The organism is Thiohalobacter thiocyanaticus (assembly GCF_003932505.1).
Lineage (GTDB): Bacteria > Pseudomonadota > Gammaproteobacteria > Thiohalobacterales > Thiohalobacteraceae > Thiohalobacter > Thiohalobacter thiocyanaticus.
On sequence record NZ_QZMU01000001.1, the window covers coordinates 1,171,594 to 1,187,195 of the forward strand.

The following is a 15,602-nucleotide window of genomic DNA, read 5'->3' on the forward strand; positions in this document are numbered from 1 at the left end:
ACGGCCCGGCCGGGCGGGATGTGCCCTGCAAACCGACCCTGAGCCTGAAATCATGAAAAATCGCCTCGCCCTGACGATCACGCTGGCGCTCGCCGCCTCGCCCCTGCCCGCCGCCGAATGGGCCTTCGAGCCCGGCGTGGAAGGCCGCTACCGCTATGATGACAACTTCCGCCTGCAACGCGACAACGAGACCGACGTCAACGAGGGCGCCCTGAGCGCCTGGGCGGATTTCTCCCGGCGCACTGCCCGTAGCGAGCTGACCGGCTCGGCCGAGGTCACCGAGCGGCGCTTCGACGAGGACGGGCTGGATACCACCGACCTGCGCTTCGACATCCTGTCCTTCTACAACCTCAGTCAGAGGCAACGGGTCAACCTCGATTTCAACCTGGTCAAGGACACCACCCTGGATACCCTGCTGGAGGAAACCGGCATCGCCTTCGACCGCATCGAACGCACCCGGGCGACCCTGTCGCCGGGCTGGCTGTTTTCCTATGATGAAAAGACCCAGTTCAGCGCCTCCCTGGACCTGAGCGACGTCACCTATGAGGATGAGGCCAATACCGGCCTGGGGGACTACCGCAATTACGGCCTCAACCTGAGCGCCTCACGCAGCGTCACGCCCCAGACCAAGCTCATCCTGGCCCTGGGCGCCAGCCGCTTCGAGCGCGACGACGACAGCATCCAGAGCGACAACCAGCAGCTTACCCTGGGCTTCGAGCACCAGTACTCGGAGCGGGTCAACCTCGGTGGTTCGCTGGGCGCGAGGCACACCGAGACCAAAGTCCAGGCAAATACACCAGTTTGTCCGGACGGTTTCGATCTCTTCGCGCCACCATTATTCCCATGCGCTGACAGCGCAGGCAATATCGCCAACTTTGAGCTCTCGCAACAAACCAACGAAAGCAGCTCCACCGGCTTCGTCGGCAACCTCAATGCCGGTTACGAGCTGGAGCGCGGCAGCCTGTCGCTGAACGCCAGCCGCCGGGTCCAGCCCAACGCCTTCTCCGGCACCACGGTCACCGACAGCGTAGTGGCCGGATTCGAGCACCGATTTTCCGAGCGCCTGCGGGCCGATCTGAGGGTACAATGGACCCGCTCGGAAGACTCCAGCGACAACAGCCTGCGGCTGGACCAGTCCTTCATCCGGATCACCCCCAGCCTGCGCTGGCGGCTCGCCCGGGACTGGAGTTTTCGTGCCAGCTACCGCTATACCGAGCAGAGCCAGGAAGGCGTCAGCGAAGACGCCACCGGCAATGCCGTCACCCTCAGCCTGAGCTACCAGTGGCCGAAGATGGCGGTGTCGCGGTGATATGAACATCCACTGCTGTTAATCTGCAGGTCGGGTTAGCGCAGCGTAACCCGACAGATTTGACGGCCACTGTCGGATTACGCCCTTCGGGCTGATCCGACCTACGGGACTCGCAATCAGGCCGTCATTGCGAGGCGCATAGCGCCGTGGCAATCTCCGACCGCGCAGTCCAGGTCTGGAGATTGCCTCGCTGGGCCCATGGAACCCCCTCGGGTCCGGGCTTCGCAATGACGAATACAACAAGAGATGTGAAGATGGAAGAGAACACCAAAGACCTCAGCGATTATCTCAGCGCCTTCAAGCGCCGCCGCAGCGCCATTGCGGCGACCTACCTGGTGATCTTCACCCTGGGCGTGATCGTTGCCCTGGTCTGGCCGCCGACCTACGAGTCCTCCGCCACCATCCTGATCGAGGAGCAGGAGGTGCCGCGTGAGCTGGTCCAGTCCACCGTGACCAGCTATGCCACCCAGCGCATCCAGATGATCAGCCAGCGGGTGATGACCCGCGCCAACCTGATGGAGCTGATCGAGAAATACGGTCTGTACCGGGATGAACTCGAACGCCAGACCACCGAGGAAGTCCTGGCCGCGATGCAGGAGAACATCGGCATCGAGATGATCAGCGCCGAGGTCATCGATCCCCGCAGCGGCCGCCCGATGCCGGCCACCATCGCCTTCGAACTCTCCTTCCAGGGCGAGAACCCCGACCAGGTGCAGAAGGTCACCAGTGAGCTGACCAATCTGTATCTGAACGAGAACCTCAAGCAGCGCACCAGCAAGGCCGCCCAGTCGCTGGCCTTCATGAGCGACGAGGCCAACCGGCTGCGGCGCAAGATCAGCAACCTGGAAACCGAACTGGCCGATTTCAAGGAGAAGCATCTCCACTCACTGCCGGAACAGGCCCAGCTGACCACTCAGCTGATGGACCGCACCGAGCGCCAGCTCGACGACGTGGACAATCAGATCAATGCCCTGGAGGACCGCAAGTTCTACCTCGAGGGCCAGCTGGGCCAGATCGAGCCCCACGGCCAGGACGTGGAGATGAACCCCGCGGCCCGGCTCAAGGCCCTGCGCACCCAGTATTTCGCCCTGAGCGCGCGTTATTCGCCTGAGCATCCCGACGTCCGGCGCCTGCAGCGCGAAATCAAAAGCCTGGAGGAAGAGACCGGCCTGGGCCCGGATCGGGAATCCCTGCTCACGGAGCGTGACCGCCTGCAGACGGAACTCGCGGCCCTGAAGGAGAAATACGCCCCCGAGCACCCGGACGTGGTCAAGGTGCAGAAGACGCTGGATGAACTCAACACCCGGATCGCCGAACTGCCCGCGACCCCGCCGGCCCAGCGCATGCCCGACAACCCGGCCTATGTCACCCTGCAGTCGCAGCTGGAATCCACCCTCAACGACATCCGCTCCCAGGAAGCCAGGAAGGCCCAGCTGGAGGCCGATCTGAAGAAATACGAGCAGCGCCTGGCCGCCGCGCCCGCGGTGGAACGGGAATACAGCTCCATGCGGCGGGAGCTGGAAAACACGGTGGCCAAGTACCAGGAAATCACCGCCAAGGAAATGCAGGCCCAGATCGCCCAGCAGCTGGAATCCGAGTCCAAGGGCGAGCGCTTCACCCTGATCGACCCGGCCGCCCTGCCCGAGGAGCCGGTCTCACCCAACCGCCCGGCCATCATCTTCCTCAGCTTCGTGCTGGCGCTGGGCTCTGGCTTCGGCCTGGCCGCCGTGGCCGAGAGTCTGGACCATGCCATCCGCGGCGCCAGGGGCGTGGCCAATGTGCTGCAGGTGATGCCGCTGGCGGCCATCCCCTACCAGCCCACCGCGGGCGAGAGCCGCAAGCGCCGCAGCCGCAAGTGGAAGGTGCTGGGCGCGGCGGCCGTGGGCGTGCTGGTCGCCGTGCTGGCGGTGCATTTCTTCATGTCGCCGCTGGATGTGCTCTGGTTCCGCGTCCTGCGCAAAGCAGGTGACATGACCGGGATGGATTTCATCGGTTGATATATATGGATGGCCACGGAAGACACGGAAAGCATAAACAATTGCATGGTGGTTGCCGCGGCAATCTTACTGCGACCCTCCGTCATTCCCGCGTAGGCGGGAATCCACATACCGCTGCGGCTGCTGGATCCCCGCCTGCGCGGGGATGACGGTGTTTCTCCTCTTGTGGCCAGGATTTCTGATCACCGTGCAATTAATCACTTATTATTACTAAAGTTTTTCACCCCGACGCCCGATAGTTTCCACATCCGTCCCGGGCTGTTATCGGGCTGATACAATCACGGTTATAATGCGGGGTCGGCCACCAGGCCGGCGATTTGCCAAAGAGGTTTGAGATATGGAGCGCATCAAGGTCGCGCTGGAAAAGGCACGCAAGGACCGCGAAGGCGGGGGGCAGGCCCGGGAGCACCGGCCGGCAACGGCCGGACGCGCCGTGGCCAAGGCCGCTTCGACCAAGAACATCAGCTATACCCAGACCCGTACGGCCAGGGCATCGAATATCGCCATGAAAAAGCACCGCATTCTGCCCGCCTATGCCAGCGGTGAGTTCGCCGACGCCTTCAAGATCCTGCGCACCCAGGTGCTGCAGCGGCTGCGCGAGAACAACTGGAACGTGCTGGCCGTAACCAGCCCGGGCGATGGCGCGGGTAAGACGGTCACCGCCATCAACCTGGCCGCCAGCATCGCCATGGAGATCCATCACACGGTGCTGCTGGTCGACGCCAATCTGCGCCAGCCCTCCATTCACGATTACCTGGGTCTGGGCACGACCCGCGGCCTGAGCGAGTACCTGCTCGACGAGGTCGACCTGGCCGACCTGCTGGTCCACCCCGAGGGGCTGGAGCACGTGGTGCTGCTGCCCGGCGGCCGGCCGGCACAGAACTCGGCCGAACTGCTGAATTCGCCACGCATGATCCAGCTGGTCGAGGAGCTCAAGAACCGCTACCCGGAACGCATCGTCGTGTTCGATCTGCCGCCGGTGCTGACCGCGGCCGATGCGCTGGCCTTTGCCCCCTATGTGGACGCCGCCCTGCTGGTGCTGGAAGAGGGCAGGACCCAGGAGCAGGAGGCCCGGCGGGCGGTCGAGCTGCTGGAGAACACCAACATTCTCGGCACCGTGTTGAACAAGAGCGAGGCCGCCGGTTGATCCCATGGATTCCCTGCTTATTCCGCTATTTTCGTCATTGCGAGCGCAGCGCGGCAATCTCGCAAGGCAGAATCAGTCGGTTGGAGATTGCCGCGGCGCTGCGCGCCTCGCAATGACGGATTAATCAGGGATTACCCTATGTACGAAGCCCACTACGGATTCCGGGAAAAACCCTTCTCGCTGCTGCCGGACCCCAGCTTTCTCTACCTGAGCAAGAAGCACCGCATGGCGCTGGCCATGCTGGAGTACGGCCTGGCCAACCAGGCCGGCTTCACCGTGGTCAGCGGCGGCATCGGCACCGGCAAGACCACGCTGATCCGCCACCTGCTCAACAACCTGGAGCAGGACATCACGGTCGGGCTGATCTCCAACACCCATCGCTCCTTCGGCGAGCTGTTGCAGTGGATACTGCTGGCCTTCAACCTGGACTACCGCGACAAGGGCAAGGTGGAGCTGTACCAGGCCTTCGTCGATTTCATGATCCAGGAATACGCCCGCAACCGGCGCACCGTGCTGATCGTCGACGAGGCCCAGAACATGGCCCCGGAGACGCTGGAGGAGCTGCGCATGCTCTCCAACGTCAACGCCGACAAGGACCAGGTGCTGCAGGTGGTGCTGGTGGGCCAGGAGGAGCTGCGCGACACCCTGCGCCGGCCCGATCTGGTGCAGTTCGCCCAGCGCATCACGGTGGACTATCACCTCACCCCGCTCACCGCCGGGGAGACCCGGGATCTGATCCGCCACCGGCTGGAGGCGGCCGGCGGCGACCCCGAGCTGTTCACCGAGGAGGCCGCCGCCATCGCCCACCGATTCAGCGGCGGCGTGCCGCGGCTGGTGAACCTGCTGTGCGACACTGCCCTGGTCTACGGCTATGCCGAGCAGCTCGAGCGCATCGACGCCGACCTGATGCAGGAAGTGGTGCGGGAGAAGCAGGCCGGCGGCCTGTTCCCGGCCCCGCCGCCGGGCGCGGCGCGGACCGATCAGCCGGAGCCGGCCGCACCGGGGGTGCCGCCTGCGTCAATCCAGGACGCTCCCGCTGCCGGGACACCGCCGCGGGCCAGGCCCGCAGCGACCGTGGCACCGATGGAGAAAGCCGCCCCGGCGCCCGCCTCCGGCACACCCGACCCCGCCCTGATCCAGACCCGCCCCTTCCGCGTGGCCATCGTGGGCGAGTCGGCCGTGCTGCGGCGCCACCTGCGCCGGCTGATCGAGCCCTACAATATCCGGGTGATCGGCGAATTCGGCCTGGAGGACAGCCAGTCGCCGGAACTCAACCCCTACCATGTCGACATCCTGCTGATCGACATCAGTGAGGCGGCCGAGGACTGCACCGCCGAGATCTGCGATCTGATCAGCGAGTGGAACATCCCGGTGCTGTTCAACGACTGCCAGCAGACCCAGGCCAGCCTGGATGGGCGTGACCCCCAGTTCGCCCAGCGCCTGGTGGCCAAGCTGGTCGACCTGCTGCCGCCGCAACTGCGCGCCGACCCGGCCGCCGCCCGCCCCAACCGGGCCTGAGCCTGTGCCTGCGCTCCACCGCCTGGCCGGCCACCCCGCCACGCGCCTGCTCGGCCTGGTGCTGGCCCTGTTCTGGATGGCGGTGCTCTATCACCTCTCCGACCAGCCGGCGATCGACGCCCCCATGCTCTTTCCCGGCCAGGACAAGCTGTTCCATGCCATCGTCTACGCCGTACTGGGCGGGCTGTACCTGGCGCTGTTCCGGCCGGGTCCGGCCGGCTACCCGGCGCAGGCGCGCTGGCTGGCCCTGGGGCTGGCGGTGCTGTACGGGATCAGTGACGAATGGCACCAGGCCTTCGTGCCTGGACGGGACCCGGATGTGCTGGATGTGCTCGCCGATGGCGTGGGTGCGGCAGTCGGGATTCTGGTGCTGCATGGGCTGATCAGAAGATTCAGCCGGTAACGACACAGGTCTCCTCCGTCATCCCCGCGTAGGCGGGGATGACGAAGAAATTCAAAGGGCCCCATCACCCGGAACCTCACTCAAGATACTGCGACCAGTCCCGGCTGTCATCGGCGATCACCAGGAAGAAGGGATTGAGGACCGACTCCTTCTGGTTGTAGCGCAGCTCCTTCATTTCCAGATCCGTCACCTTGCCGCCGGCCTGCTCGACCACGCACTGAGCGGCGGCCGTGTCCCACTCCGAAGTCGGCCCCAGGCGCGGGTAGATATCGGCCTCGCCCTCGGCGACCAGACAGAGCTTCAATGAGCTGCCCATGCTGACGATCTCGTGCTCGCCGAGCTTCTGCAGAAAGGCCTCCAGGCTGTCGCCGCGGTGCGAGCGCGAGCCGACCACGGCTACCGGCCCGTCCGGCAGCCTGCGGACATGGATCGGCTCGGCCGGCCCGTCGCCGACCTGCTTGGTCGCGCCCTCGCCTTCGCAGGCAGCGTACAGCCACTGCTTGACCGGCACATAGACCACGCCCAGTACCGGCCGGCCGGCGTGGATCAGGGCGATATTGACGGTGAATTCGCCATTGCGCTTGATGAACTCCTTGGTCCCGTCCAGCGGATCGATCAGCCAGTACCAGTCCCACTGGCGGCGCTCGTCATAGGGGACGTCCGCCGACTCCTCCGACAGCACCGGGATCTCGGGGGTGAGCGCGCGCAGCCCGTTGACGATGGCCGTGTGCGAGGCCATGTCGGCGGCGGTCAGGGGGGAGTTATCCTCCTTGGACTCGACATCGAAATCGGTGTCGTAGATCTCCAGGATGCGCGCGCCGGCCTCACAGGCCAGGTCCCTGGTCTGCGCCAGCAGCGCACGGGGTTCGACGGAATCACTCATGCTTCAACCTCTCACGTATCAGAAACAGCGCGGCGATACTGCGCGCCTCGGTAAAGTCATCGCGTGCCAGCAGCGCTTCCAGATCGGCGAAGCGGCAGCGCACCAGCTCCAGTGGCTCGGGTTCGTCGCCTTCCAGCGCATCCGGGTACAGATCGCCGGCCAGGACCACCTGGGTCATGTGCCCGAAATAGCCCGGGGCGAGCGTCAGGCTGGTGACCGGCTCCAGCCGCCGCGCGGCCAGGCCCAGTTCCTCGCGCAGCTCGCGGTTGGCGGCGGCCAGCGGATCCTCGCCCGGCTCGATCCGGCCCTTGGGAAACCCCAGCTCGTAGCGTTCGGTGCCGGCAGCGTATTCGCGGATCAGCCAGAAGCTGTCGGCATCGATCAACGGCACGATCAGCACCGCCCCCGAGGCGGCGGCCTGCAGCCGCTCGAAGCGGCGCTGCTCGCCATTGCCGAAGCGCAGCTCCAGTTCCTCGATCTCAAACAGGCGGGAACGGGCCAGGGAGCGGACATTCAGGATTTCGGGGTCGTGTGACATAATGCATTGTCATTGCGAGGCGCGTAGCGCCGCGGCAATCTCTCAAGGACGACGCACCCGGCTGGACGCGCTGCACGCTCCTTTTCATTGCGTCATTCCCGCGAAAGCGGGAATCCACAAACCATAGCGGCGACTGGATCCCGGCCGGAGCCTGCGCCGGCGCAGGCCGGTGCCGGGATGACGGCAAAACCATAACTGTGATGCAAGGCCCAATCAGCAGAGGCCTTTGATATTATTACCGGCATTCTACACCCCCGGCTCCACCGCCGCGACCCGAGCGAGACGCCATGCTGCCCTGGAATCGCATACAGACCCTGCTGCTGGACATGGACGGCACCCTGCTGGACCTGCACTTCGACAATCATTTCTGGCTGGAACACGTGCCGCTGCGCTACGCCGAGCGCCACGGCCTGGCCCTGAGTGATGCCAAGACCCGGCTGTATCCGCGCTTTCGCGCCATGGAAGGCACCATGCAGTGGTACTGCGTCAACTACTGGACCGAGCAGCTGGACCTGGACATCGCCGAGATGAAGCGTGAGATCCGCGAGCTGATCGCCATCCATCCCCATGTGACGGATTTTCTCGATCTGGCGCGCGCTCAGGGCAAACGGATCGTGCTGGTCACCAATGCCCACCACATGTCGCTGCAACTCAAGCTGGAGGAAACCGGGCTGGGCGGGCACTTCGACCGCCAGATCTGTTCACACGATTTCGGCAGCCCCAAGGAGGACCGCCGCTTCTGGAAATGGCTCAAGGACCGGGAGCCCTACGAGGAAACCTCCACCCTGCTGATCGACGACAGTCTGCCGGTGCTGCGCTCGGCGCGCGACCACGGCATCGGGCACCTGCTGGCCGTGCGCCGCCCCGACACCCGCGGGCCGGAGCGTGATACCGGGGAGTTCGAGGCCATCGACAGCTTCGATGACCTGATCCGGTCGTTGGATTCTGAAGTGAGGAGTGAGGAATGAGGAGAGATTCCGGGTAGTGGTTACCGGTACCCTACCCGTCATCCCGGCGCAGGCCGGGATCCAGTGGCCGCAGCGGTAGCTGGATCCCCGCCTGCACGGGGATGATGGCTGAAACAGAATATGGGCCGCCACTCCTCACTTCCCACTCACCCAAACCGCTCATCCCAGCGTTTGAACCGCTTGCGGCAGTAGGCATCCAGCGCCGCATAGTCCGGGAAATACAACTCGAACCCCTCCTCGGCCGGCTGGTCGAATTCGCAGAAGTCGTTGGTGTAATCCCGGCACAGCTGCGGCCGGGTGGCATAGATGCCGCAACGCCCGTCCGGCTGCAGAAAGTTGCAGGGGTGGGTGATCAGCAGATACCAGCCGTCACTGTCCCGGTAGGCCTGCACGCCGCGATGCGCCAGCTGCCACAGCAGATGGTCGAAGTCGGCCATGGAGCGCGGGCCGGGGATCTTCTGGGTGATGTAGGTACAGCACTTGCTGCCGGGGCAGAAGCCGCACTTGTTCTCCGGGGTGATCTCGATGTGGTGCGAGACGGGTTTTCGATCCATCGTTTACTCCACCTTTCCCGTAGGCCGGAATAAGGCCGAAGGCCGTTTCCGGCATCATGCTGAATCGCCGGGAACGCTGCGCTTATCCCGGCCTACAGGCGCGGCAGGCGGCCACTGCGGATTACATTATGATAACCACGGGCATCGGGCCGCCCCATGAGTGCCAGACTGTCACGCAATTCGGGGTTATCGCGGGCCCGCAACTGCAGATCCAGCCGGTAGCGGCCGCTGGCCGGGTCCAGTCTGGCCTCGCCGCCGAGATCCAGTTCGCCGCCGCGGTCGGAGAGCCGCGCCACCAGTTCCGTCTCCTCGCTGGAAAGCTCGGCGACCAGGTGTTCCAGCCGCGCGGCCAACGGGCTCTGCAGTCCGGCCTCGCGCCATTCCAGCTGGCCTTCGAGCTCGCGCGGCAGGCCGTCCGGTCCCAGAATCGCCCGCTCCACCGCCAGTGCCAGCCGCCCGCTGGCCTGCACCGGCACCGGCAGGGCGGGCAGGATCCGCAGCAGTTCCGCGGCTGTCAGCTCCAGGCTGAGTGCGTCGATGTACAGGCTGCCGCCCGGACTCACGGCCAGTCGCGTCCCACCTCCCGGCTCGCCGCCTTCCAGCGCCAGGTCCAGCCCGAAGCGGCCGCGCAGCAGCGCTGTCGGCCGCCAGCGCCACTGCAGCGGCCCCAGGGTGAAACCTTCCACCTGCAACCGTTCGATCCGGCCGCGCCACCAGGGTCCGCTCACCCCCTGCAGGCGCAGCTCAGGGGCCCCTGGCTGACTCGCCAGCCAGGCCGTCAGCCGCCCGCTCAGCTGGACGGCGGGCAGGGTCAGCAGCAGAAACAGCAGGTACAGGGCCGCCCCGCCGGCCAGCCATCTCAGCCCGGACCTCATGTTCAGAATCTCATGCCGGGGCGTCCAGGGTGAGCCGGATATTGACCCGGCCCGGCGCCTCCTCGCGCTCGATGGTGATGCTCTGGGTGAAGACGCCGTACTGGCGGTGCAGGCCGTCGAGCCAGCGCATGAAGTCATCGAAGCCGATCTGCTCGAACTGTACCCGGACCCGGCTCTGCCCCTCGGGCTCGATGCGCTTGAGCCCGGAATTGAGACCCGCTGCCCGGGTGGCCTGATCGACCACGGCCAGCAGCGAGCGGCCCTGCAGCCCGGCGGCGGCCTGGCCACCGCTGCGGCGCAGCTGCTGGATCTCGGCGGCGGCCTGCTGCATCCAGGTGAACTCCTCCTCCTGCACGGCCACGCTCTGCTCCAGCTCTTCCACCCGCTGGTCCAGCGGCTCCCATAGCCCCAGCCACAGGACCAGCAGCAGCAGGACTGCGGCACCGCCGGCGACGATCAGGCGCTCACGCGGCGCCAGGCTCAGGAGCCACGCCTTCATGTGCTCGCTCCCGCGATGCGCAGCCGACCCTCGACCCGACGATCGCCGCCGGCGGTGGCGGACTGGATCTCGACCTGCAGCTGGCCGCCGGCGGCCAGCTGCTGCTTGAGCTTATCCAGGCTCTGCAGGTCGCGGGCGGTGAGCTGGACGTCGAGCTGACCGTCGCGGTAGCCCACGCCCTGCAGCTCGACGCCCTCGGCGGCGCTGAATACCTCGCCCGAGCTGGCCAGCAGACCGAGGAAGTCCAGCGCATCCTGCCCCTGGGCCCGGCGCAGGGCCAGCAGCTGCTGCTCCATCTGGTGGCGGGCGTTGACCACCCGCTGGGCCTGGGGGAAGGTGTCGCGGTAGAGCTGCTCGATCTGCGCGGTGAGTTCGGCCTCGCGCGCCTCCAGCCGCTGCAGCTGCACGAACTGGCCGACCAGGGCCAGCAGCAGGGAGGCGGCCAGCAGCCCGGCGGCGGCGCGCCAGGGCCGCAGCAGGCGGCCGAGCTGCTGCTGACGGCTGTAATCGCCCTGGCACAGGTTGATCAGACCGCTCTGAGCCAGACCGCCGGCCAGATGTTCCAGCGGACTCTGGGCCCAGCCACCGGTTTCCTGTTCCAGGCCGTCGACCGCGGGCAGCTCGGTTTCCGCGCTGCCCGCGGCCAGCCAGCGCACCCGGCGCGGCTCGCCCAGCCGGGCCGCGAAACAGGGCCAGATGTCGCGATCGATGGCATAGCCCTCGCCGCCGGGGCCGCGCAGCAGCAGCCGGCCGGCGGCCGGATCCTCCAGTCCCACCCAGGCCTCGGCTACGGGCGTGAGCAGCTGGGTCTCGGCGTACCAGGCCGCCGGTTCCAGCCCGGCGTCATCGCACCAGGCCCGCCACTGATCCATCTGCTCGCGGGCGGCGACTGCCACGCCGACCCGGCCGTCGGCGGCGCGGCTGCCGAGGGCGAAGTGCAGGGTGTCGACATCGTCGGCCAGCTGCTCTTCCAGGGCATAGGGCACGGCCCGAAGCATGCGCTGGCGGTTGTCGGTGGGCACCTCGACCCGGAACAGCGAGACGTCCGTCCCCGGCACCACCAGCACCACCCGGCGTCCGGCGGCCTGAGCCGCGAGGCCGTCGGGCGTGCCGCGCTGGACCTGGGTCAGGAGCTTGCCGTCGGCGCCGATCACGGTGTATTCGACCGTTTCCTCAGGGGCGTCGGCGAGGCGTATCAGCAGGGTTTCACGCATGGTTCTCATTAGTATGACATCAGCTGGCGAAGACAGTAACCGAAACGCCGTACCTTGGCAAAAAGGGCCGTCACCGCGTGCCCCGGGTCCGTTGCAGGGTGACCAGTTCCTGACCGTCCCGGCGCAGCAGGCTGAACAGGCGGCTGCGGGCGGTGCCGATATCGACCTCGGCCTCGACCAGGAAGAACTGGCTGCTCACGGTGAGGTTGTCCAGTTGCAGGTCCCGCCCGGCCAGGGCCGGCTCCTGAGCGAAGGCATCGACCGACTCATAGCCGTCCTCGCCGCGCCCGACGACCAGCTGCCGGGCCTCGGTCTCGCCCATGCCCTCGACCAGCATCTGCAGCAGCACGAAGGGCCGCGGCTCGGTCTCGGGCACCACCACGGTGTTGACGTTGAGCGCGGTGGTCTGCGGCAGGGCGGTGACGAAGGGCGACAGCCGCCGCACGGCCTCGGCGTCATAGCCCTTGACGTAGTGCAGTTCGCTGGGCGAATTCAGCCGGCGGTTGGCGGCCCGGTAGGGCGGATCCTCCAGCAGGTATTCGTTGTCCTCGGCACCGTTGAGGCGAAGATTGATATCCGGGTCCAGCCAGTCGAGCAGGCTCTCGGCCAGCTCCGGGGGCAGCTGCAGCAACAGCAGCAGCCGGCGGTAGCGTTCCAGCGCCAGCGGGTTCTCGGTCCCGGCATCGTTGATCAGGTTGTTGAGGTTGAACCGGCCCTGGGCATCGCGGATACGGCCGTTGAGCTGGCCGCCCGGCACCGCCACCGGCGCCAGTTCAGTGGCCCAGACCTCGCGCAGGTGGTCGGTCTGGTTGTCCTCGGCGTCCCGGGCCAGAATCAGCCGGGCCCAGGTCTCCACGCCCTCGGAATAGGCGTAGGCCTGGTCGCCGTCGAGCAGGTTGGCACTGCGGCGCAGGTCATACTGCTGACGCGCGGCCAGGGTGACGGCGGTGATGGTGGCTATGCTCACCAGCAGGATGGCCGTGATCAGGGCGATGCCGTTTTGTCGGTGCAGGTCAGGCATTGAAGCTCTACTCCGGCAGCCGGAACAGCCAGCGCAGCTCGCCGCGGTCGGCCAGACGCAGCTCGACCTCGGCGGCGCGCGGCAGGCCGGCGCCTTCCGGAACATTGGGCGGCGGCCACTGCGGCTGCCAGTCGCCGTCGGCGTCCAGCCAGCGCAGCTCCAGCGATTCCACGCCCTCCAGCAGCTCCCGGTCCAGCGGCTCGCTGTCCTGGGCCCGGTCCAGCACCAGCCACTGATGCCGGACCAGGGTCTCGTCGTCCAGCCGGTAGGCCACCCGCATCAGGGTGCTGCGGTCCTGACCGGCCGGGTTGCGCCAGCCGCCGCGGGTCAGTTCCAGCATCACCCCGACCCGGCTGCCTGCCTGCAGGGGCAGCTGCTCACCGCCCAGCTCGTCCCGGATCGGGCGCGCCACCACCTGTTCCAGGTCACGCTGCAGCCAGCGGTAGGCCTGCTGCAGCTCGGTGAGCGCGCGGGAGCTCTCCTCGACCCGGGCCTGGGTCAGCAGGACGCTGTTCAGGCCACTGTGGGCGATCACGGCCAGGATGGCGAAGATGGCCATCGCGACCAGCATCTCCAGCAGGGTGAAGCCGCGTGAAGCGTGAGACGAACTGATGCAGGTCGGGTTAGCGCTGCGTAACCCGACACGCACGGCGGATCCCGTCGGGCTACGCCCTGACGGGCTGACCCGACCTGCATGACTGCTTCCGTCATCCCCGCGCAGGCTGGGATCCAGATACCGCTGCGGCCACTGGATCCCCGCCTGCGCGGGGATGACGGGTAAAAGGGCGACGGGTAAGGGGAAAATGACCGCGGCCTTCCCGGTTTTCTCCTCACTCCTCACGCTTCACACCTCACGCTTCACGCTCACGCCTCACGGCTTCTCCATGAACCCGGTCAGCAGCGCCAGTGGCTCGCCGTCATCGTCACGCCCCGCCCAGACCCGGACCTCGACCCGGACCATTTCAGGATCCGGCGTGTCGTCGAACTCGACCTCCCAGTGCCAGTCGAGCTCGGCGAAGCGGGTCTCGTCCTGACGCCGGCGGCTGGTGGCGGCCCGCTCGGTGAGCCGCAGCTCATTGAGTACATTGCGCGCGACCCACTGGGCATAGGTGCGCTGCTGGAGATAATCCAGGTTGCCGGCATAGCTGCCGCCGGCCTTGACCGCGGCCAGCATGCCCAGACTGATCACCAGCAGGGCGACCAGCAGCTCCATCAGGGTGAAGCCGCGTAGCGAGTGAGGCGTGAGGCGTGAGGCGCGGGGAGATCTGGCGCAGGTCGGGACAGTACCGCGTGACCCGTCACGCACGGCGGCCTGTGTCGAGTTATGCCCTGACGGACTGATCCGACCTATGCGACTGCTTCCGTCATCCCCGCGCAGGCGGGGATCCAGTGGCCGCAGCGGTATCTGGATCCCCGCCTGCGCGGGGATGACGGGTAAAAGGGCGGCGGCGGGCAAGGGGGAAATGATCGCCACCATCCCGATTTTCTCCTCACGCTTCACGCTTCACGCCTCACGAATCATCCACCCGCTCCCACTCCAGCTCGCCGATCAGGTTGCTGGTGATGCGGAAACGGCTGTCGGTGCTGCGGGCACTGAATTCGGCCACGAAGGGACTCACCTCTCCGCTGGAGAGCAGCAGCAGGGTGGGTTTGATGGCCTCCTCGTTCTCGTCCTCGCCGGTGTCCACCAGCGTCATGTCCCGGCCTTCCAGTTCCAGCTCCAGCCAGGTGCCCGGTTCCAGTTCGCGGGCCCGGAACAGGGCATCGTCCTCGATCGGCAGCCATTCGGGCTCCTGGCCGACCGTCTCGTCCAGGCGCAGGAAGCGATAGCGGTCCGGATCAACCTGCACCGCCCATTCCTCGCTGCGCAGCACGGCCTGTTCGGCGGCCAGTCGCACCAGGGCGGCAAAGCGCTGGCTTTCCCGGGCCAGGGCGTCGCCGCGGCGATCACCCCCGACGGACAGGGTCACGGCGGTGACGAGGATGCCGACGATGGCCAGCACCACCAGCAGTTCGAACAGGGTGAAGCCGGCCGCGGGTCGTTTATTCAAGATCCCAGTTGCCGATGTCGTCATCGGTATTGGGCCGGCCGTCCGGGCCCAGGGAGAAGATGTCGATCTCGCTGTGCTGGCCGGGATTGAGGTACTGGTAGGGCCGCTGCCAGGGGTCGCGCGGCATGCGGTCCAGATAACCGCCTTCCTTCCAGCGCGGCGGCTCGGGCGAGGTCGGCTTTTCCACCAGCGCCTCCAGGCCCTGGTCGGTGGTCGGGTAGGTGTAGTTGTCCAGGCGGTAGAGGTTCAGCGCCGACTCCAGCGCCTGGATATCGGCCCGGGCCTTGACGATGCGCGCCTCATCCGGCCGGCTCATGATCCGCGGCACCACCACCGCGGCCAGGATCCCGAGGATGACCACCACCACCATGATTTCGATCAGGGTGAAACCCTTCTGACTGTGTTGCCTGCTCATGCCTGTTCCTTTGAATGATTGCGGTTCGATTGTAACGCGAATCGGATGACAGATAGAGTGCCGGGTCATTAAACTGACCTGCGGTAAAGAGCGCCACGGAATACACGGAAGGCACGGAAAAAGTGATTCTTTCAATCAAGATCGAGAATGATCGGTCCCGCTCAAAATTGCCTGCACAGATCACGGAGCGCAAAAAATAAGATTTTAAAT

17 protein-coding genes are annotated in these 15,602 nt (G+C 66.4%); 6 read left to right on the top strand and 11 right to left on the bottom strand.

Going from position 1 to position 15,602, the window contains the following annotated elements; genetic code table 11:
* The first annotated feature begins 52 nt into the window (after nucleotides 1–52).
* The 5 genes from D6C00_RS05535 (at nucleotide 53) to D6C00_RS05555 (ending at nucleotide 6,374) form a co-directional block, all read left to right on the top strand.
* A complete protein-coding gene (locus D6C00_RS05535; RefSeq protein ID WP_125180765.1) occupies nucleotides 53–1,309 on the top strand; it encodes a porin family protein in 1,257 nt (418 codons plus the stop codon).
* A gap of 254 nt (nucleotides 1,310–1,563) precedes the next feature.
* On the top strand, nucleotides 1,564–3,306 hold the full coding sequence (locus D6C00_RS05540; RefSeq protein ID WP_158675311.1) for a GumC family protein: 1,743 nt from the start codon (nucleotides 1,564–1,566) through the stop codon (nucleotides 3,304–3,306).
* A gap of 337 nt (nucleotides 3,307–3,643) precedes the next feature.
* Complete coding sequence (locus D6C00_RS05545; RefSeq protein ID WP_125180768.1) at nucleotides 3,644–4,453, top strand: CpsD/CapB family tyrosine-protein kinase; 810 nt, start codon at nucleotides 3,644–3,646, stop codon at nucleotides 4,451–4,453.
* 138 nt (nucleotides 4,454–4,591) lie between these two features.
* Complete coding sequence (locus tag D6C00_RS15735) at nucleotides 4,592–5,971, top strand: ExeA family protein (RefSeq protein ID WP_206609514.1); 1,380 nt, start codon at nucleotides 4,592–4,594, stop codon at nucleotides 5,969–5,971.
* Between the two features lie 4 nt (nucleotides 5,972–5,975).
* Nucleotides 5,976–6,374 carry a VanZ family protein gene (locus D6C00_RS05555; RefSeq protein ID WP_206609515.1) on the top strand — a complete coding sequence of 133 codons (399 nt, stop codon included), beginning with the start codon at nucleotides 5,976–5,978 and terminating at the stop codon, nucleotides 6,372–6,374.
* Between the two features lie 76 nt (nucleotides 6,375–6,450).
* Here D6C00_RS05555 and cysQ read toward each other — a convergent pair whose 3' ends face one another.
* Together cysQ and nudE are read right to left on the bottom strand one after the other, a co-directional pair.
* Nucleotides 6,451–7,257, bottom strand: coding sequence for a 3'(2'),5'-bisphosphate nucleotidase CysQ (gene cysQ / locus D6C00_RS05560; protein ID WP_125180770.1), 807 nt, complete (start codon nucleotides 7,255–7,257; stop codon nucleotides 6,451–6,453).
* Nucleotides 7,250–7,795, bottom strand: a complete 546-nt coding sequence (gene nudE / locus D6C00_RS05565) for an ADP compounds hydrolase NudE (RefSeq protein WP_125180772.1) — start codon at nucleotides 7,793–7,795, stop codon at nucleotides 7,250–7,252. Before nudE ends, cysQ begins: the two co-directional genes overlap by 8 nt.
* 287 nt (nucleotides 7,796–8,082) lie before the next feature.
* Between nudE and yrfG the strand changes: the two genes are divergently transcribed.
* Entirely contained in the window at nucleotides 8,083–8,763 is a 681-nt protein-coding gene (yrfG, locus tag D6C00_RS05570; RefSeq protein ID WP_125180773.1) for a GMP/IMP nucleotidase, read from the top strand.
* 146 nt (nucleotides 8,764–8,909) lie between these two features.
* Here the strand turns inward: yrfG and D6C00_RS05575 are convergent, their stop codons facing one another.
* The 9 genes from D6C00_RS05575 to gspG form a co-directional block, all read right to left on the bottom strand.
* Nucleotides 8,910–9,317 carry a YkgJ family cysteine cluster protein gene (locus D6C00_RS05575; protein ID WP_125180775.1) on the bottom strand — a complete coding sequence of 136 codons (408 nt, stop codon included), beginning with the start codon at nucleotides 9,315–9,317 and terminating at the stop codon, nucleotides 8,910–8,912.
* 92 nt (nucleotides 9,318–9,409) lie between these two features.
* Nucleotides 9,410–10,192 carry a type II secretion system protein N gene (locus D6C00_RS05580; RefSeq protein WP_158675312.1) on the bottom strand — a complete coding sequence of 261 codons (783 nt, stop codon included), beginning with the start codon at nucleotides 10,190–10,192 and terminating at the stop codon, nucleotides 9,410–9,412.
* Between the two features lie 10 nt (nucleotides 10,193–10,202).
* On the bottom strand, nucleotides 10,203–10,691 hold the full coding sequence (gene gspM, locus D6C00_RS05585) for a type II secretion system protein GspM (RefSeq protein ID WP_125180778.1): 489 nt from the start codon (nucleotides 10,689–10,691) through the stop codon (nucleotides 10,203–10,205).
* Entirely contained in the window at nucleotides 10,688–11,905 is a 1,218-nt protein-coding gene (gene gspL / locus D6C00_RS05590; RefSeq protein ID WP_158675313.1) for a type II secretion system protein GspL, read from the bottom strand. The genes gspM and gspL overlap by 4 nt, the downstream gene beginning before the upstream one ends.
* Nucleotides 11,906–11,975: 70 nt before the next feature.
* Nucleotides 11,976–12,926 carry a type II secretion system minor pseudopilin GspK gene (gspK, locus tag D6C00_RS05595; RefSeq protein ID WP_158675314.1) on the bottom strand — a complete coding sequence of 317 codons (951 nt, stop codon included), beginning with the start codon at nucleotides 12,924–12,926 and terminating at the stop codon, nucleotides 11,976–11,978.
* A gap of 7 nt (nucleotides 12,927–12,933) precedes the next feature.
* Nucleotides 12,934–13,575 carry a type II secretion system minor pseudopilin GspJ gene (gene gspJ, locus D6C00_RS05600; RefSeq protein WP_148098513.1) on the bottom strand — a complete coding sequence of 214 codons (642 nt, stop codon included), beginning with the start codon at nucleotides 13,573–13,575 and terminating at the stop codon, nucleotides 12,934–12,936.
* A gap of 222 nt (nucleotides 13,576–13,797) precedes the next feature.
* Complete coding sequence (gene gspI / locus D6C00_RS05605) at nucleotides 13,798–14,232, bottom strand: type II secretion system minor pseudopilin GspI (RefSeq protein WP_177433204.1); 435 nt, start codon at nucleotides 14,230–14,232, stop codon at nucleotides 13,798–13,800.
* A 205-nt stretch (nucleotides 14,233–14,437) separates the two neighbouring features.
* Nucleotides 14,438–14,977, bottom strand: coding sequence for a type II secretion system minor pseudopilin GspH (gspH, locus tag D6C00_RS05610; RefSeq protein ID WP_158675315.1), 540 nt, complete (start codon nucleotides 14,975–14,977; stop codon nucleotides 14,438–14,440).
* Entirely contained in the window at nucleotides 14,970–15,392 is a 423-nt protein-coding gene (gene gspG / locus D6C00_RS05615) for a type II secretion system major pseudopilin GspG (protein WP_125180787.1), read from the bottom strand. Before gspG ends, gspH begins: the two co-directional genes overlap by 8 nt.
* Between the last annotated feature and the right edge of the window lie 210 nt (nucleotides 15,393–15,602).

Coding starts and splice junctions, on each gene's coding strand:
- D6C00_RS05535 (WP_125180765.1), top strand. CDS start 53: ATGAAAAATCGCCTCGCCCTGACGATCACGCTGGCGCTCGCCGCCTCG.
- D6C00_RS05540 (WP_158675311.1), top strand. CDS start 1,564: ATGGAAGAGAACACCAAAGACCTCAGCGATTATCTCAGCGCCTTCAAG.
- D6C00_RS05545 (WP_125180768.1), top strand. CDS start 3,644: ATGGAGCGCATCAAGGTCGCGCTGGAAAAGGCACGCAAGGACCGCGAA.
- D6C00_RS15735 (WP_206609514.1), top strand. CDS start 4,592: ATGTACGAAGCCCACTACGGATTCCGGGAAAAACCCTTCTCGCTGCTG.
- cysQ (WP_125180770.1), bottom strand. CDS start 7,257: ATGAGTGATTCCGTCGAACCCCGTGCGCTGCTGGCGCAGACCAGGGAC.
- nudE (WP_125180772.1), bottom strand. CDS start 7,795: ATGTCACACGACCCCGAAATCCTGAATGTCCGCTCCCTGGCCCGTTCC.
- yrfG (WP_125180773.1), top strand. CDS start 8,083: ATGCTGCCCTGGAATCGCATACAGACCCTGCTGCTGGACATGGACGGC.
- D6C00_RS05575 (WP_125180775.1), bottom strand. CDS start 9,317: ATGGATCGAAAACCCGTCTCGCACCACATCGAGATCACCCCGGAGAAC.
- D6C00_RS05580 (WP_158675312.1), bottom strand. CDS start 10,192: ATGAGGTCCGGGCTGAGATGGCTGGCCGGCGGGGCGGCCCTGTACCTG.
- gspM (WP_125180778.1), bottom strand. CDS start 10,691: ATGAAGGCGTGGCTCCTGAGCCTGGCGCCGCGTGAGCGCCTGATCGTC.
- gspL (WP_158675313.1), bottom strand. CDS start 11,905: ATGCGTGAAACCCTGCTGATACGCCTCGCCGACGCCCCTGAGGAAACG.
- gspK (WP_158675314.1), bottom strand. CDS start 12,926: ATGCCTGACCTGCACCGACAAAACGGCATCGCCCTGATCACGGCCATC.
- gspG (WP_125180787.1), bottom strand. CDS start 15,392: ATGAGCAGGCAACACAGTCAGAAGGGTTTCACCCTGATCGAAATCATG.